The organism is Thioalkalivibrio sp. ALE12, assembly GCF_000381105.1.
Lineage (GTDB): Bacteria > Pseudomonadota > Gammaproteobacteria > Ectothiorhodospirales > Ectothiorhodospiraceae > Thioalkalivibrio.
On record NZ_KB905905.1, the window covers coordinates 676180 to 689774 of the forward strand.

The following is a 13595-nucleotide window of genomic DNA, read 5'->3' on the forward strand; positions in this document are numbered from 1 at the left end:
TGATGCCGGTCCCTTAGGCGCGGACGGGGCCGGCTCAAGCCCCTTCCAGCGACCGTGGAATACCGCGCCCGGCGCGCGTCAGGCGGGTCCGTCGATCCGCTCGACACCCACCTCGTGGCGGATCGGGTAGACCGGGAGCCCGAACTGGTTGTAGATCGCCACGTCCGCCGCGTCGCGGCCGTAGCCCACCACCACGTAGCCGCCCCGCAATTCCGTCTGGGTCGCATCGAAGCTGTACCAGCGACCGCCGACGAAGGCCTCGAACCAGGCGTGCATGTCCATCGGCTGCAGGCCGTGCAGATACCCGACCACCATGCGCGCCGGGATGCTGAGACTGCGGCAAAGCGCAATGCCGAGATGCGCCAGGTCGCGGCACACCCCGCTCCCGCGCTGGTTCACCTCCACCGCGGACACCGGGACGTCGCTGGTGCCCGGCAGGTACTCGATGCGCTCGCGCAGCCACTGCTCGATCGCGGCCACCTGGTCGTAGCCCAGCCACTGGCCAGCGGTGATCTCGGTGGCCATCAGATTGAAGCGGTCCGATTCGCAGAAGCGGCTGGGCAGCAGGTAGCCAAGGGTCGCGTCCGGCAGGGCCTGTACCTCGACAAACGGGGCGCCGGGGGCGCGATCCAGGGCATCGGCCGTCTGCACCTCGGCCGCCGTGTGGATCGAGAATGGCCCCGGCGGCGCGACCAGACGCTGGCAGAGATTGCCGTAGACATCCACGAACTCGGTCACCGGGGCGTTCGGCACCAGGCGATACTCCTCGCGCGCGATCCACTGCAGCGGACCGCTGCGCGGGCGCAGCATCAGCACGAACGGGGTCGGGACCGGGATCTCGAAGTCGAAGTCACAGCGGGTTTCAAGCCACATGGGGCAATGCCTGCGTCGGATGGAGGCCCCACCCTACGCGCCGCTTGGCCGCAGAACCAGAAAAACCTTGTCGCGTGCCTCGGACTGGCGAGCGTGTACATTGCGGCCCGATTCCCTACACTCGCGATACCGCCTGTTCCCGGGAGAACACATGCGAGGATCCCCCGTGCACCGCACCCCGACACGTCACCTGACCCGCGGGCTGCCGGCCCTGGGCCTGAGCCTGGCTTTGCTGCTGCTCGCGCCCCTGGCGGCGGCCGAGCAGCGCTTCATCAATATCGGTACCGGCGGTGTCACCGGGGTCTACTACCCGGCCGGCCAGCACCTGTGCCGCCTGTTCAACACCCGCCGCGACGAACACGGGATGCGCTGCACCGCGGAAAGCACCGGGGGCTCGGTGTTCAATCTGAACATGGTGCGCTCCGGCGACATGGATTTCGGCGTGGCCCAGTCGGATCTACAATACCACGCCTACCACGGCAGCGGCCGCTTCGAGGCCTTCGGGCCGGCCACGCACCTGCGGGCCATGTTCAGCCTGCACCCGGAGCCCCTGACCCTGGTGGTGCGTCCCGACGCGGAGATTGCCGGACTGGATGATCTGCCGGACAAGCGCGTGAACATCGGCAACCCCGGATCCGGCCAGCGCACCCTGATGGAAGAGCTGATGGAGAAGCTCGGCTGGGATCACGATACCTTCCGCCGGGTCAGCGAGCTGCCCTCGCGCGAGCAGGCCCAGGCCCTGTGCGACAATCGCATCGACGCCTTCGTGTTCTCCGTCGGCCACCCCTCGGCGGCGATCCAGGAGCCCATCGCCACCTGCGATGCGCGCCTGGTCTCCATCGAGGGCCCGGCCATCGAGGAGCTGATCCGCTCGACCCCCTACTACCTCACCGCCGTGATCCCCGCCGATACCTACCCGGGGCAGGACCAGGACATCCGCACCTACGGCGTGGGTGCCACCCTGGTCACCTCGGACCGCACGTCGAATACCGCCGCCTTTGAACTGACCCGCGCCGTGTTCGAGAACTTCGAGACCTTCCGCGGCCTGCACCCGGCCTTCAGCGGGCTCGAACGCGAGGGCATGGTGGACGAGGGCCTGTCCGCGCCCATGCACCCCGGCGCCCGACGCTACTTTCGCGAGGCAGGACTGATCGATGACTGATACCCGAGCCCAGGATGCCGCCAGCCCGGAAGACCGTCAGGTCGCCGAGCTGGAGACCGGCGGCCGCCACCCCGGCCGCGCGACCCGCAGTCTCATCTGGATCACGGCCGTCGCGTGGTCGCTGTTCCAGATCTGGATCGCCGCGCCGATGGCCGACTGGGTGGATGTCTTCGTGGTCTCCGAGACCGAGGCCCGCTCCATCCATCTGGCCTTCGCGATCTTCCTCGGCTACCTGCTCTTCCCCGCGGTACGTCCCACCGCCCGCGGCAAGGGCTGGCAGCACGCGATCGGCATCCTCTATGCCCTCGGCGGCCTGGCCCTGATCGCACTAGGGCTATGGCAGCTGCTGGGCCTTGAACGCCTCGGCGAGGTCTATCTGGCCCTGGGCATTGCTTTGGTAGTAGTGGCCTGGCCCCTGCTGCGCGGGAACGACCCCGTGCATCGTGTGCCCCTGGGCGACTGGGTATTCGCCGCGGTCGCGGCCTTCAGTGCGCTCTACCTCTACCTGTTCCACGAGGCCCTGGCGGCGCGCCCCGGCGCCCCCACCGAGCTGGACCTGGTGATGGCCGGGATCGGCCTGATCCTGCTGCTGGAGGCGACCCGTCGCGTGCTCGGCCCGGCGCTGACCATCATCGCGGCGATCTTCCTGTTCTACACCTTCGCCGGACCGCTGATGCCGGACCTGATCGCCCATCGCGGCGCCAGCTACCCGCGCGCGATGGCGCAGCAGTGGCTGTCCAACGAGGGCGTGTTCGGGATCGCGCTCGGGGTCTCCACCAGCTTCGTGTTCCTGTTCGTGCTGTTCGGCGCGCTGCTGGAACGCGCCGGCGCCGGCGACTACTTCATCCGTGTCGCCTTCTCCCTGCTCGGGCACCTGCGCGGGGGGCCGGCCAAGGCCGCGGTGATGGCCTCGGGGATGACCGGGGTGGTCTCCGGTTCATCCATCGCCAATGTGGTCACCACCGGCACCTTCACCGTGCCGCTGATGCGCCGGGTCGGTTTCGCCCCGCACAAGGCCGGCGCGGTGGAGGTGGCCAGCTCGGTCAACGGCCAGTTGATGCCGCCGGTGATGGGGGCCGCCGCCTTCCTGATGGTCGAGTACGTCGGCATCCCCTACGTGGAGGTGCTCAAACACGCGATTCTGCCGGCGCTGATCGCCTATATCGCGCTGATCTATATCGTGCATCTGGAGGCCTGCAAGAACGGCATGGAGGGGCTCCAGCGCGCCACCGTGACCACCTGGCGCGGGCGCCTGATCAGCTTCGGAATCACCGTCTCCAGCCTGATCATCCTGGCCGCCGCGGTGTACTGGGGGCTTGGCTGGATCAAGGAGGTGGCCGGCGACGCCGCCGCCTGGATCATCGCCGGCCTGCTGTTCGCCGCCTACCTGATCCTGCTGTGGATCGTCGCCCGCGAACCCGAGCCGGAACCCCTGGACACCGAGCAACCCCTGCCGCGCGTGCTACCCACGGTACTGGGCGGTCTGCACTATGTGCTGCCGCTGGTGGTGCTGGTCTGGGCCCTGGTAGTGGAGCGCCTGTCGCCGGGGCTGGCGGCGTTCTGGGCGGTGGCCTTCATGATCTTCATCGTCCTGACCCAGCGCCCGCTGGTCGCGCTGTTCCGGCGCCAGGGCCGGCTGCTGCAGGCGACCTGGGTCGGGGTATGGGAGCTGTTTCAGGGCTTCGAGACCGGCGCGCGCAACATGATCGGTATCGGCCTGGCCACCGCCGCGGCCGGGATCATCGTCGGCACCGTGGCAATGACCGGCGTCGGGCTGGTGCTGACCGACCTGGTGGACACCCTGTCCGGCGGCAACCTGCTGCTGGTGCTGGTGCTGACGGCCCTGATCAGCCTGATCCTGGGGCTGGGCCTGCCGACCACCGCGAACTACATCATCGTGGCGACCCTGATGGCCCCGATCATCGTCGACCTGGGCGCCCAGCACGACATCCTGATCCCGCTGATCGCGGCCCACCTGTTCGTGTTCTATTTCGGCATCATGGCCGACGTGACGCCGCCGGTGGGTCTGGCCTCGTTTGCCGGCGCGGCGATCGCGAAGGCCGACCCGATCCGCACCGGGATCCAGGCCTTTGCCTACAGCCTGCGCACCATCGCATTGCCGTTCTTCTTCATCTTTAACAGCCAGTTGCTGCTGATCGGCGTGGACAACGTGTTCCAGCTGACGCTGGTATTCCTCGGCTCGCTGGCGGGCATCCTCGCGTTTACCGCAGCCACCCAGGGCTGGTTCCTGACCCGCAGCCGCTACTGGGAATCCGGCGCCCTGCTGGTGGTGGCCTTCGTGCTGCTGGTGCCCACGGTACTGATGGACCGCATCGCGCCGCCCTTTGCGCACCAGCCGCCGGAGACCCTGCTGGAGGTCGTCGAAACGATCCCGGATCGTGACTCGCTGCGCGTGGAGGCCACCGGCATCGACCTGGAGGGCCGCGAGATCACCCGCACGGTGATGTTCCCGCTGGGCAGCCCGGACCTGGCTCCGCGCGAACGCCTGGCCGATGCCGGCCTGGACGTGCGCTTCGATCCCGACGCGCAGAAGGCGCAGATACAAACGGTTGCTTTCGGCAGCCCGGCCGGCCGGGTAGGCTTGGAGGGTGGCTGGGCCATCACCGGCGTGCTGGTGCCCACCGACCGTCCGAGTCCCTACTGGTTCTACCTCCCCGCACTGGCCCTGGGGCTCCTGGTCGCCTGGAACCAGCGCCGGCGCACGACACCACCGGGAGGCGGGCCATCCGCCGACGCCCCGGCGCTGTCGGCGTAACCCGAACTCACCACGAACGGAGGACCCGCGATGGAACAACCTCAATACGGCTTCAACGTGATCGTGCCGGGCGCGATCGATCAGGTGATCGAGCGCACCACGGCCGCCCTGGGCGAGGAAGGCTTCGGCATTCTCAGCGAGATCGACGTGGCCGCGGCCTTCAAGAAGAAACTGGACCTGGATCATCGGGCCTACCGCATCCTCGGCGCCTGCAACCCGAACCTGGCCCGCCAGGCGATCGAGGCGGATCCGAACATCGGGCTGCTGCTGCCCTGCAACGTCCTGGTACAGGACAACGAGAACGGGACCTGCACGGTCGGCTTCATGGACCCGGTCGCGGTGATGGGTCTGGTCAACAAGCCCGGTGTCGAGGACCTTGCTCAAGATGTGCGGCATCGCCTGGAACGGGTACGCCTGACACTGGAGACGGGCTAGTGGGCCATGCGGGAAGTTCGGTGACGATGGAGCACAGCCAGAAGTGCCGGAGCAAGGCGGGCAAGTGCCGGAATAGCCACGCTATTTCAAACTTGCCCAACGCAGCGCCGGCGCTTCTGGCGAAGCGATCCGTTACCGAACTTTCCACGAGGCCCACTAGCCCCGGCCGCGCCCGCATCTGATGGAACCCGGAACCGACCAGTCCTTGCTACTGGCCGAGCGCATCCGTTCGGCCAGTGCAGCCGGCCACCGCCTGGCCATCACCGGCAGTGGCAGTCAGCGTGCCCTCGCGTTCCCCGAAGGATATCCGGCGGGTGTGCAGCTGCTGGAGGCAGGCCGCCACCACGGCATCGTCAATCTGGCCCCCAGCGAGCTGGTGGTGACGGTGCGTGCCGGCACACCGGTGATGGAATTGCAGGCCGCGCTGGAAGAGGTCGGCATGATGCTGCCCTTCGAGCCGGCCATGCCCACCCCGTCCAGCACCGTGGGCGGCATGGTCGCCCTGGGGCTGTCCGGCGCGCGCCGCCCCTGGACCGCCAGTCTGCGTGACGCGCTGCTGGGTACGCGCATCGTGAACGGCCGCGGCGAGATCCTGCGCTTCGGTGGCGAGGTCATGAAGAACGTCGCCGGCTTCGACGTCTCGCGCCTGATGGCGGGCAGCATGGGCAGTCTGGGCCTGCTGCTGGAAGCCAGTTTCAAGCTGCTCCCCGCCCCCGCCTACCAGGCCTGGCTGCGCCGCGAGGCCTCCGCGGCCGAATTCATCCAGCAGGCTCGGGACTGGGGACGCACCGCCCTGCCCTTCTCCGGCCTGGCCTGGGCCGACGGGATCACCCGGATCCGCCTGGGCGGTGGGCAGGAGGCCGTGCAGGAGGCCGCCGAGCGCCTGGGCGCGGATGCCGATCTGGAGGGTCCGCCCTTCTGGACCCGGCTGCGCGATCGTCACCTGCCGTTCCTGACCGGTTCGGTGACCGGCGACGAACGCCTGTGGCGTCTGAGCCTGCCGCCGGCGACCCAGCCCCTCGACCTGCCGGGTGAGTGGCTGATGAACTGGGGCGGCGGCGAGCGCTGGCTGCGCTCCAGCGCGGCCCCGGAAACGGTCCGCACGACGGTCGCAGACGCGGGCGGGCATGCCCGGCTGTGGCTGGGCAATCCCGCCGGCGGCTCCTGGCTGCATCCGCGCCCCGCGCCGCACGCGCGCCTGGAAGGGGAAGTCCGCGCGGCGATGGACCCGGACGGGGTATTTTTCGCCCCACTGATTGCCCCCCATCCACGCCCCGCCCGGGCGAGCTGAGACCATGGAAACCCGCCTGCACCCCCGCTTCGAGAACGACCCGGCGGCGCGCATCGCCGAGGACGCGCTGCGCGCCTGCGTGCACTGCGGCTTCTGCAACGCGACCTGCCCGACCTATCAGGAACAGGGCGACGAGCTGGACGGCCCGCGCGGCCGGATCTACCAGATCAAGGAGGTCCTGGAGAGCGGCGAGGCCAATGCCACGACGCGCACCCATCTGGACCGCTGCCTGACCTGCCTCAACTGCATGACCACCTGCCCCTCCGGCGTGGACTACAACCACCTGGTGGCGGTGGGCCGCGAGGTCGTCGAGCGCGACCTCGACCGCCCCTGGCGCGAGCGGCTGCTGCGCGGCCTGCTGGCGCGCGGCCTGCCGGCGCGCTGGCCGTTCCGTCTGGCCCTCGGGCTGGGGCGTCTCGCCCGCCCGGCCCTGCCCGCGCGACTGAAGCGGCGCGTGCCGCCGCGCCAGGCCACCGGGACCGTACCCCGGCCCGCCAACGGTGCTGCGGGACCCGGCTTCCAGCATGGGCGCGTGCTGCTGCTGGGCGGCTGCGTGCATGACGCCATCGACGCCCGCATCAACGCGGCCCTGCGCCACCTGCTGGCCCGCCGCGGCGTCGAGGTAGTGGAGACCGGGGCGGCCCGCTGCTGTGGAGCGGTGGAACACCACCTGGCCTTCGAGGAACGGACCCGCGCCCGGGTCCGCGCCAACCTCGACGCCTGGGAACCGGTCCTGGAGCGCGGCGTCGACGCGGTCGTCAGCACCGCCAGTGGCTGCGGCGTGCTGCTACGCGACTACGGGCACATCCTGGCCGACGACCCGACGTACGCCGAGCGCGCGGCCCGGCTGGCGGCACGGGTTCGCGACCCGGTGGAACTGTTCGACGCCGAAAGCATCCGCGAGCTCGGGATCCGCGCACCGGCCGATCACCCACCAGTGGCCTGGCACGCCCCCTGTACCCTGCAACACGGCCAGGCCCTGCCCGGGCGCGTGGAACCGCTCCTGCAGGCCGCCGGTTTCAATCTGGTTCCGGTCATCGAGCCGCACCTGTGCTGCGGCTCTGCCGGCACCTACTCGATCCTGCAGCCGGAGATGGCAGGTCGGCTTCGCCAGCGCAAGCTGGACAACCTCGAGGCCGCGGGCCCCGCGCGCATCGTCACCGCCAACATCGGCTGCCAGACCCATCTGCAAAGTGGCACGGACACCCCGGTCGAGCACTGGCTCACGCTGCTCGAGCGTCACTGTCCGGCAACTCCCGCCGGTGCGTAGGGGCGCTTGCCCGCGCCCCGGCGGCGATCTAGATTCCCCCTTTTCCAATCCGGTAGACGCATCCATGCAGGCAAAATCCTTTCTCCCCCCGCAGCGCACCCTGATGGGCCCCGGCCCCTCCGATGTGAACCCGCGTGTTCTGAGCGCGATGAGCCGCCCGATCATCGGCCACCTGGACCCGGTTTTCGTCGGCATGATGGAGGAGATGAAAGGCCTGCTGCAGTACGCCTTTCAGACCAGTAACGCGCTGACCCTGCCGGTCTCCGCCCCCGGCTCCGCCGGCATGGAGACCTGCTTCGTGAACCTGGTCGAGCCGGGCGACAAGGTAATCGTCTGCATCAACGGCGTGTTCGGCACGCGCATGAAGGAAAACGTCGAGCGCTGTGGCGCCACTGCCGTGGTGGTCGAGGACGACTGGGGCGCCCCGGTCTCCCCGCAGAAGGTCGAGGACGCGCTGAAGGGCAACCCGGATGCGAAGATCCTGGCCTTCGTGCACGCCGAGACCTCCACCGGCGCGCGCTCGGACGTCGAGACCCTGTGCCGGCTGGCGCGCGAACACGACTGCCTGACCATCGTCGACTCGGTCACCGGCCTCGCCGGCAGCCCGCTGTACGTGGATGACTGGGGCGTGGACGCGATCTACTCCGGCTCGCAGAAGTGCCTGTCCTGCACCCCGGGCCTGTCGCCGGTCAGCTTCAGCGAGCGCGCGGTGGAACGCATCCAGGCGCGCAGCCACAAGGTCCAGAGCTGGTTCCTCGACCTGAACCTGGTCATGGGTTACTGGGGCGGCGGCGGCAAGCGCGCCTACCACCACACCGCCCCGATCAACGCCCTGTACGCCCTGCACGAATCGCTGGTGATCCTCGCCGAGGAAGGCCTGGAGAACAGCTGGTCGCGTCACTGCCGCCACCACGACGCCCTGCGCGCCGGCCTCGAGGCCATGGGCCTGAGCTTCCTGGTGGATGCCGAGCACCGCCTGCCGCAGCTCAATGCGGTGCACGTGCCCGAGGGCGTGGACGAGGCCGCGGTGCGCAGCGAACTGCTGAACCGCTACGGCCTGGAGATCGGCGCCGGGCTGGGACCGTATGCCGGCAAGGTCTGGCGTATCGGCCTGATGGGCTACGGCGCCAACGAGAAGAACGTCCTGCTGTGCCTGTCCGCGCTCGAGGCCGTGCTGGCCGACATGGGGGCCGTCACCCCCGGCCGCGCGATGCCCGCTGCCCGGGCCGCCTACGCGCAGCAGGGCTGAATCCACCAAGTACCGGCCGCCGCCGCGCCCGTGCGCGCTGGCGGCCCCGCGAGACCCAACGGGAGGCGCACCATGACGCTAAGCGAACTGCTGCAGTACCTGGATGAACACATGGACGGCGTGTTCCTGGACGGCGACCCTGCCGCGTCGCTGGAAAAGGCGCGCAGCGGCGAACACCGCAACCCCATCGCGGCCGAGGTCCTGGTCGCACTGATGGACGGGGCCGGCGCCGACAGCCCGGACACCACCCTGGAACGCGCCGAGGCGGTCAAGGCCATCGGCCCGACCCGCCTGAAGTACATGGGCGATGATGCACCCGTGGAGGGCTTCCGCCTGGTGGAAAAGACCATCGTCACCATCGACGCCGCCTACAACGAAGAGGCGCTCGCCTCCCGCGGCTGATCCCGCCCGCTAAGGTGTCATCCCGGAAACCGCGCAGCGGTTATCCGGGATCTCCGACGCCAGGGCAGATCAGGGCGATGGGGCATCCGCGACGCGGGGATCCCGGCGCTTCGCTGCGCTTCGGCCGGGATGACGAGAGGTGTTCCCCTAGAACAGCCCGGCGAGCCAGAGCACCGCGCCGGCCATCGAGGCCCCGATCAGCGCGCCAATGGCGACGTCGCTTGGATAGTGCAGCGCCAGTACCAGCCGCGAGGCGGCCACCAGCGCCGCGAACGGCACCACCAGCCAGGCCCAGACCGGGAACCACGCCACCAGGACCACGGTGAATCCCACCGCGTGCATGGTATGGCCGGAGGGGAAGCTGAACTCGTCCAGCGGGTCCACCGTCCGCGTGAACGGGCGATCACGGTGGCAGGGCCGCCGCCGGCTGGTGCGTCGCTTCAGCCACTTGTACACCGGCAGCGACGCCAGACCCACCACCGCCATCTGCAGGCTGACCCAAGCCGCCTGCGGCCCGTGCAGCAACGGCAGCACCAGCATCAGCGCATACCAGGCCACCCCGTCGCCTAGCCGGCTCACCCCGCCAAAGAACCCGCTGACGACGCGGCGCCGATTGTAGTGGTTGAACTGCCGGCAGACCGCCAGCTCCAGCTCATCCATCCATTGCAGGACTCGCATCGCGACCCTCCTTGAGGATTCCCAGACACTGGGACTCGAACTCGGCCACCACCTCGACCCAGTCGAGCCCGCGGGCATGCGCTCGCGCCTGACGGCCCATCTCGCGCCAGGCCTCCGGATCCTGCGCGAGAGCGCCCGCCGCGCCGACGAAGGCGGCGGCATCCTCGGACGCCGTTCCCGTCAGCGGCACCCGGGCGCCACTCACGCCGCTGGTCACATGCTCGTGAGCCGCGGCCGAATCGAAGGCCAGCACCGGGAGCCCGCTCGCCATGGCCTCGATCACCACATTGCCGAAGGTCTCGGAAGTCGACGGAAACAGGAACAGATCGGCGCTGGCGTAGTGCTGTGTCAGGGCCTGGCCCACCTGCTGGCCGGTGAAGATCGCGTCCGGATTGGCCCGCTCCAGCTCCGTTCGCGAGGGGCCATCGCCGACCACCACCAGGCGCGCGTCGGGGCGCGCCGCCTGGATGGCGCGAAAGGCATCCACCACCAGGGCCAGATTCTTCTCCGGTGCCAGGCGCCCGACGTACAGCACGACCGGTGTGGCGGTCGCCGCACCCCATTGCTGGCGCAGGCGCGATGACCGCCGCGCCGGGGTGAAACGCCGGGTATCCACGCCCCGCGCCATCACCCGCACGCGCTGGAATCCCTGCGCCGCCAGCGTGTGCGCCAGTGCCCCGGTCGGGGCCAGAGTCACGTCACAGCGGTTGTGGAAACGGCGCAGGACAGCGCGCACCAGCGGGGTCAGCCAGCCGACACCGTAGTAGCGGGCATAGCCGTCGAAATGGGTATGGAAACCCGAGGCGACCGGAATCCCGAGGCGCCGCGCCGCGCGCAGGGCCGCATGCCCCAGCGGACCCTCGGTGGCGATATACACGGCATCCGGGCGGTCCTCCGACCACAGGGCCTGCAGCCGGCGGCGCGCCGGGAGACCCATGCGCAGGCCGCTGTAGCCAGGCAGCGGCAGGCCCGCGAGCAGGTGGTCACACGCCCCTGATTCGTCGCCCGCCCCGCAGGGGCGCGCCACCTCGCCCGGCTGGCGCGGGCGGGCGACCTGCACCCGGTGGCCACGCTCGCGCATCCCCTCGACCAGCCGCGCGAGGGTATGCGCCACGCCGTTAACCTCCGGCGGCCAGGTCTCGGTGACCAGCGCCAGATGCAGGCGTGTGCGGCAGGGGCCCGGGGACTCGATGTGCGGTTGCGACCACATGATGAATCCCCGTGCCGCGGCCGGCGCTATGCAGGCGAGCGATCGCTTTCGCGACCAGCTGGCGGTTCCAGTGGCAGGTCCAGCACGCGGACGATGGCCTCACGGGCACCGTCCGCCAGGCTGCGCCGGTCCTGATCCGCGACTTCCAGCGGCGCCAGAAAATGCAGGTCCACACGCGTCTCGCGGCGGCACAGCAAGCGCCATACGTTGGGGATCAGGCGATCCCCGCCGGAATACGACACCGGAACCGCGCCATCGGGCGTCCGCTCGTAGGCCAGCGCCACCGGCTGCACCGGATGCCGAGTGCCGGTGACGGCCGCGAACAGGCGCGGGTGGAAACGGCGCACGAACTCGCCCCGGCTGGTCGTCCCCTCCGGAAACACCACGAAATGGCGGCCCTCGTCCAGGCCAGCCCGCATGGCCTCGACATGGGCGGAGGCCTGGTGCGCACCGCGCTCGATGAAGCGGGTGTCGTGCTGCCGGGCCAGCCAGCCGATGACCGGCCAGCGCGCGATCTCCGCCTTGGACAGGAAGCACGGGTCCAGCGCTGCCCCGATCAACGGGATATCCAGCCAGGAGACATGGTTGGAGACCACCAGCGACGGCCGCCGGGGCGGCTCGCCATGGATCCGGAAACGCACCCCCGCGATCCACAGGGCACGGTCGTACCAGGCCCGGCGGATGCGACTGCGCTCCTCGAAGTCGGCCTCGCGGCGGGCCATCCGCCAGGTCAGCCAGACCCCCGCCAGCATGTGCAGCACGATACGCATCAGCCTAGCCAGTGCCCGCAGTGTTCCGGTCATGTTCCGTTCCTCGGCTTGCAGGCGCCGCGGCGCCCAGGAAGTGCCGATGGTAACGGTCCGGCATGGCGCGCACATCCAGCAAGACGAGCACGTCGGCCACATTGAAATCGGGATCGAAACAGGCCTCGCCGCAGACCCGCGCGCCCAGGCGCAGGTAGGCCTTCAATAGCGGCGGCATACCGCTGCGGCTGGGCGTGCCGTGGCAGATGGTCAGGGCGTTGGGAAGCGGTCGGCGCGGGGTGACCCGCAGGCGCGACGGGGCCCGATGGAACATGCGCAGCCAGGCCAGCTGGGCCGGTGTCTGCTCGGTCAGGGGCAGGCTGGCGCAGCCCATCAGGTAGTCGTAGCGATGGGCATTCATGAAACGCGCCAGCCCGGTCCACAGTGCGTTGATGGCGCCGCCCTGGCGATGGTCCGCGCGCACGCAGGTACGACCGACCTCCAGAGTGCGCCCGGGCAGATTCATCAGCGGGCCCAGTTCGAATTCGGACAGCGAATAGAAACCGCCGGCCGTGCTCGCACTCTCTTCGGTCAGGATGCGCGTGCAGGCCACCACACCGCCCGAACGTCGGTCACGCACCAGCAGGTGATGACAGAAGGCGTCCAGCGGGTTACGATCCAGCCCCGAGGCGGTGTCCGGCAGCGCTGCCCCCATCTCGCCGGCGAAGACCTCGTGGCGCAGGCGCTGGGCGGCTTCCAGATCCGCGGGGCTGGAAGCCAGATGGACGCGATAGGCAGTTTCGGCATCCGTGGAGGACACGGACAGGGAGCGAGGCGGTGCGGTCATGGTGGCGACCTCCGGTTGAACTGCCCCGGAGACTACGCCGCGCGCTTGACCATCCCGTGTAGAAACGATGACGGTCGGGTGAATCCGCCGTCGGATGCCCACCCGCAGAGGGTGGCATTGGGGGCGGAGGCACCAGCCCCCGCCCCGCGAGGCCGTGCTACGGCAGCTTGCCGGTGTAGGCGCCGGATTCGACCGGCAGGTCCTCGCCTTCCCAGCCCTTGATGCCACCGGCGATATTCACCACGTTGGTGAAGCCCATCTCCTGCAGCCGCTGCACGGACATCGCGGCGCGGCCGCCGGTCGCGCACATCACGGCCACCGGTTTCTCGCGGGCCTCCACCAGGGCGTCGATGCGGTGCGGGGTGTTGGGGTCGGCCGCGCCCTCCAGCAGGCCGCGCGGGACGAGGATGGAATTCGGCGCGTGCATCTTTTCGAACTCATAGGGTTCGCGCACGTCGACCACCAGCCAGTCCTCGCCCGCTTCCATCTTCTCGGCGAGATCCGCCGGGGCAATCTCCTTCACGTTCTTGCGTGCCTCGGCGACGAAATCCATCAGCTTCTTCTCGCTCATTCGAATCTTCCCTTTTGCAATGATCTGGATGTCTTTGTAGGAGCCTGCTTGCAGGCGAAGCCCCTGCCCATGTCGGAGTTTGGCAGGG

The 13595-nt window shown here is 69.5% G+C and carries 13 protein-coding genes; 7 read left to right on the forward strand and 6 right to left on the reverse strand.

Annotation, left to right across the window (positions count from 1 at the left end; translation table 11 throughout):
- Positions 1-78 precede the first annotated feature (78 nt).
- On the reverse strand, positions 79-873 hold the full coding sequence (locus F614_RS0103115) for a transglutaminase family protein (protein WP_019558233.1): 795 nt from the start codon (positions 871-873) through the stop codon (positions 79-81).
- Positions 874-1024: 151 nt separating this feature from the next.
- On the opposite strand from F614_RS0103115, the gene F614_RS0103125 reads away from it, so the two are divergent.
- The 7 genes from F614_RS0103125 (at position 1025) to F614_RS0103155 (ending at position 9458) form a co-directional block, all read left to right on the forward strand.
- Positions 1025-2035, forward strand: a complete 1011-nt coding sequence (locus F614_RS0103125) for a TAXI family TRAP transporter solute-binding subunit (RefSeq protein ID WP_026280520.1) — start codon at positions 1025-1027, stop codon at positions 2033-2035.
- Positions 2028-4811, forward strand: coding sequence for a TRAP transporter permease (locus F614_RS0103130; protein ID WP_019558234.1), 2784 nt, complete (start codon positions 2028-2030; stop codon positions 4809-4811). The genes F614_RS0103125 and F614_RS0103130 overlap by 8 nt, the downstream gene beginning before the upstream one ends.
- Before the next feature lie 30 nt (positions 4812-4841).
- Positions 4842-5246, forward strand: coding sequence for a DUF302 domain-containing protein (locus F614_RS0103135; protein ID WP_018867836.1), 405 nt, complete (start codon positions 4842-4844; stop codon positions 5244-5246).
- Between the two features lie 181 nt (positions 5247-5427).
- Complete coding sequence (gene glcE, locus F614_RS0103140; protein ID WP_018878850.1) at positions 5428-6537, forward strand: glycolate oxidase subunit GlcE; 1110 nt, start codon at positions 5428-5430, stop codon at positions 6535-6537.
- A gap of 4 nt (positions 6538-6541) precedes the next feature.
- Entirely contained in the window at positions 6542-7807 is a 1266-nt protein-coding gene (glcF, locus tag F614_RS0103145; RefSeq protein ID WP_019558235.1) for a glycolate oxidase subunit GlcF, read from the forward strand.
- A gap of 64 nt (positions 7808-7871) precedes the next feature.
- Complete coding sequence (locus F614_RS0103150; protein WP_026329791.1) at positions 7872-9056, forward strand: alanine--glyoxylate aminotransferase family protein; 1185 nt, start codon at positions 7872-7874, stop codon at positions 9054-9056.
- 72 nt (positions 9057-9128) lie between these two features.
- Positions 9129-9458: a hypothetical protein gene (locus tag F614_RS0103155; protein ID WP_018867840.1), complete on the forward strand. Its 330-nt coding sequence runs from the start codon at positions 9129-9131 to the stop codon at positions 9456-9458.
- A gap of 147 nt (positions 9459-9605) precedes the next feature.
- Here the strand turns inward: F614_RS0103155 and F614_RS0103160 are convergent, their stop codons facing one another.
- The 5 genes from F614_RS0103160 to F614_RS0103180 form a co-directional block, all read right to left on the reverse strand.
- Entirely contained in the window at positions 9606-10136 is a 531-nt protein-coding gene (locus tag F614_RS0103160; protein ID WP_026280251.1) for a phosphatase PAP2 family protein, read from the reverse strand.
- The gene (locus F614_RS0103165; protein ID WP_019558237.1) at positions 10111-11346 is read right to left on the reverse strand and encodes a glycosyltransferase family 1 protein; all 1236 of its coding nucleotides are present in this window, start codon (positions 11344-11346) and stop codon (positions 10111-10113) included. Before F614_RS0103165 ends, F614_RS0103160 begins: the two co-directional genes overlap by 26 nt.
- 26 nt (positions 11347-11372) lie before the next feature.
- The gene (locus F614_RS0103170) at positions 11373-12116 is read right to left on the reverse strand and encodes a 1-acyl-sn-glycerol-3-phosphate acyltransferase (RefSeq protein WP_018867843.1); all 744 of its coding nucleotides are present in this window, start codon (positions 12114-12116) and stop codon (positions 11373-11375) included.
- Between the two features lie 4 nt (positions 12117-12120).
- Positions 12121-12936 carry a GNAT family N-acetyltransferase gene (locus tag F614_RS0103175; protein WP_019558238.1) on the reverse strand — a complete coding sequence of 272 codons (816 nt, stop codon included), beginning with the start codon at positions 12934-12936 and terminating at the stop codon, positions 12121-12123.
- A 157-nt stretch (positions 12937-13093) separates the two neighbouring features.
- Entirely contained in the window at positions 13094-13507 is a 414-nt protein-coding gene (locus tag F614_RS0103180; RefSeq protein ID WP_018867845.1) for a rhodanese-like domain-containing protein, read from the reverse strand.
- Positions 13508-13595: the final 88 nt, after the last annotated feature.

Excerpts from the sequence above, each read along its gene's own strand:
- F614_RS0103135 (WP_018867836.1), top strand. The coding sequence starts at position 4,842 with ATGGAACAACCTCAATACGGCTTCAACGTGATCGTGCCGGGCGCGATC.
- glcF (WP_019558235.1), top strand. The coding sequence starts at position 6,542 with ATGGAAACCCGCCTGCACCCCCGCTTCGAGAACGACCCGGCGGCGCGC.
- F614_RS0103165 (WP_019558237.1), bottom strand. The coding sequence starts at position 11,346 with ATGTGGTCGCAACCGCACATCGAGTCCCCGGGCCCCTGCCGCACACGC.
- F614_RS0103150 (WP_026329791.1), top strand. The coding sequence starts at position 7,872 with ATGCAGGCAAAATCCTTTCTCCCCCCGCAGCGCACCCTGATGGGCCCC.
- F614_RS0103180 (WP_018867845.1), bottom strand. The coding sequence starts at position 13,507 with ATGAGCGAGAAGAAGCTGATGGATTTCGTCGCCGAGGCACGCAAGAAC.
- glcE (WP_018878850.1), top strand. The coding sequence starts at position 5,428 with ATGGAACCCGGAACCGACCAGTCCTTGCTACTGGCCGAGCGCATCCGT.
- F614_RS0103170 (WP_018867843.1), bottom strand. The coding sequence starts at position 12,116 with ATGCGTATCGTGCTGCACATGCTGGCGGGGGTCTGGCTGACCTGGCGG.
- F614_RS0103115 (WP_019558233.1), bottom strand. The coding sequence starts at position 873 with ATGTGGCTTGAAACCCGCTGTGACTTCGACTTCGAGATCCCGGTCCCG.
- F614_RS0103160 (WP_026280251.1), bottom strand. The coding sequence starts at position 10,136 with ATGCGAGTCCTGCAATGGATGGATGAGCTGGAGCTGGCGGTCTGCCGG.
- F614_RS0103130 (WP_019558234.1), top strand. The coding sequence starts at position 2,028 with ATGACTGATACCCGAGCCCAGGATGCCGCCAGCCCGGAAGACCGTCAG.
- F614_RS0103155 (WP_018867840.1), top strand. The coding sequence starts at position 9,129 with ATGACGCTAAGCGAACTGCTGCAGTACCTGGATGAACACATGGACGGC.
- F614_RS0103175 (WP_019558238.1), bottom strand. The coding sequence starts at position 12,936 with ATGACCGCACCGCCTCGCTCCCTGTCCGTGTCCTCCACGGATGCCGAA.
- F614_RS0103125 (WP_026280520.1), top strand. The coding sequence starts at position 1,025 with ATGCGAGGATCCCCCGTGCACCGCACCCCGACACGTCACCTGACCCGC.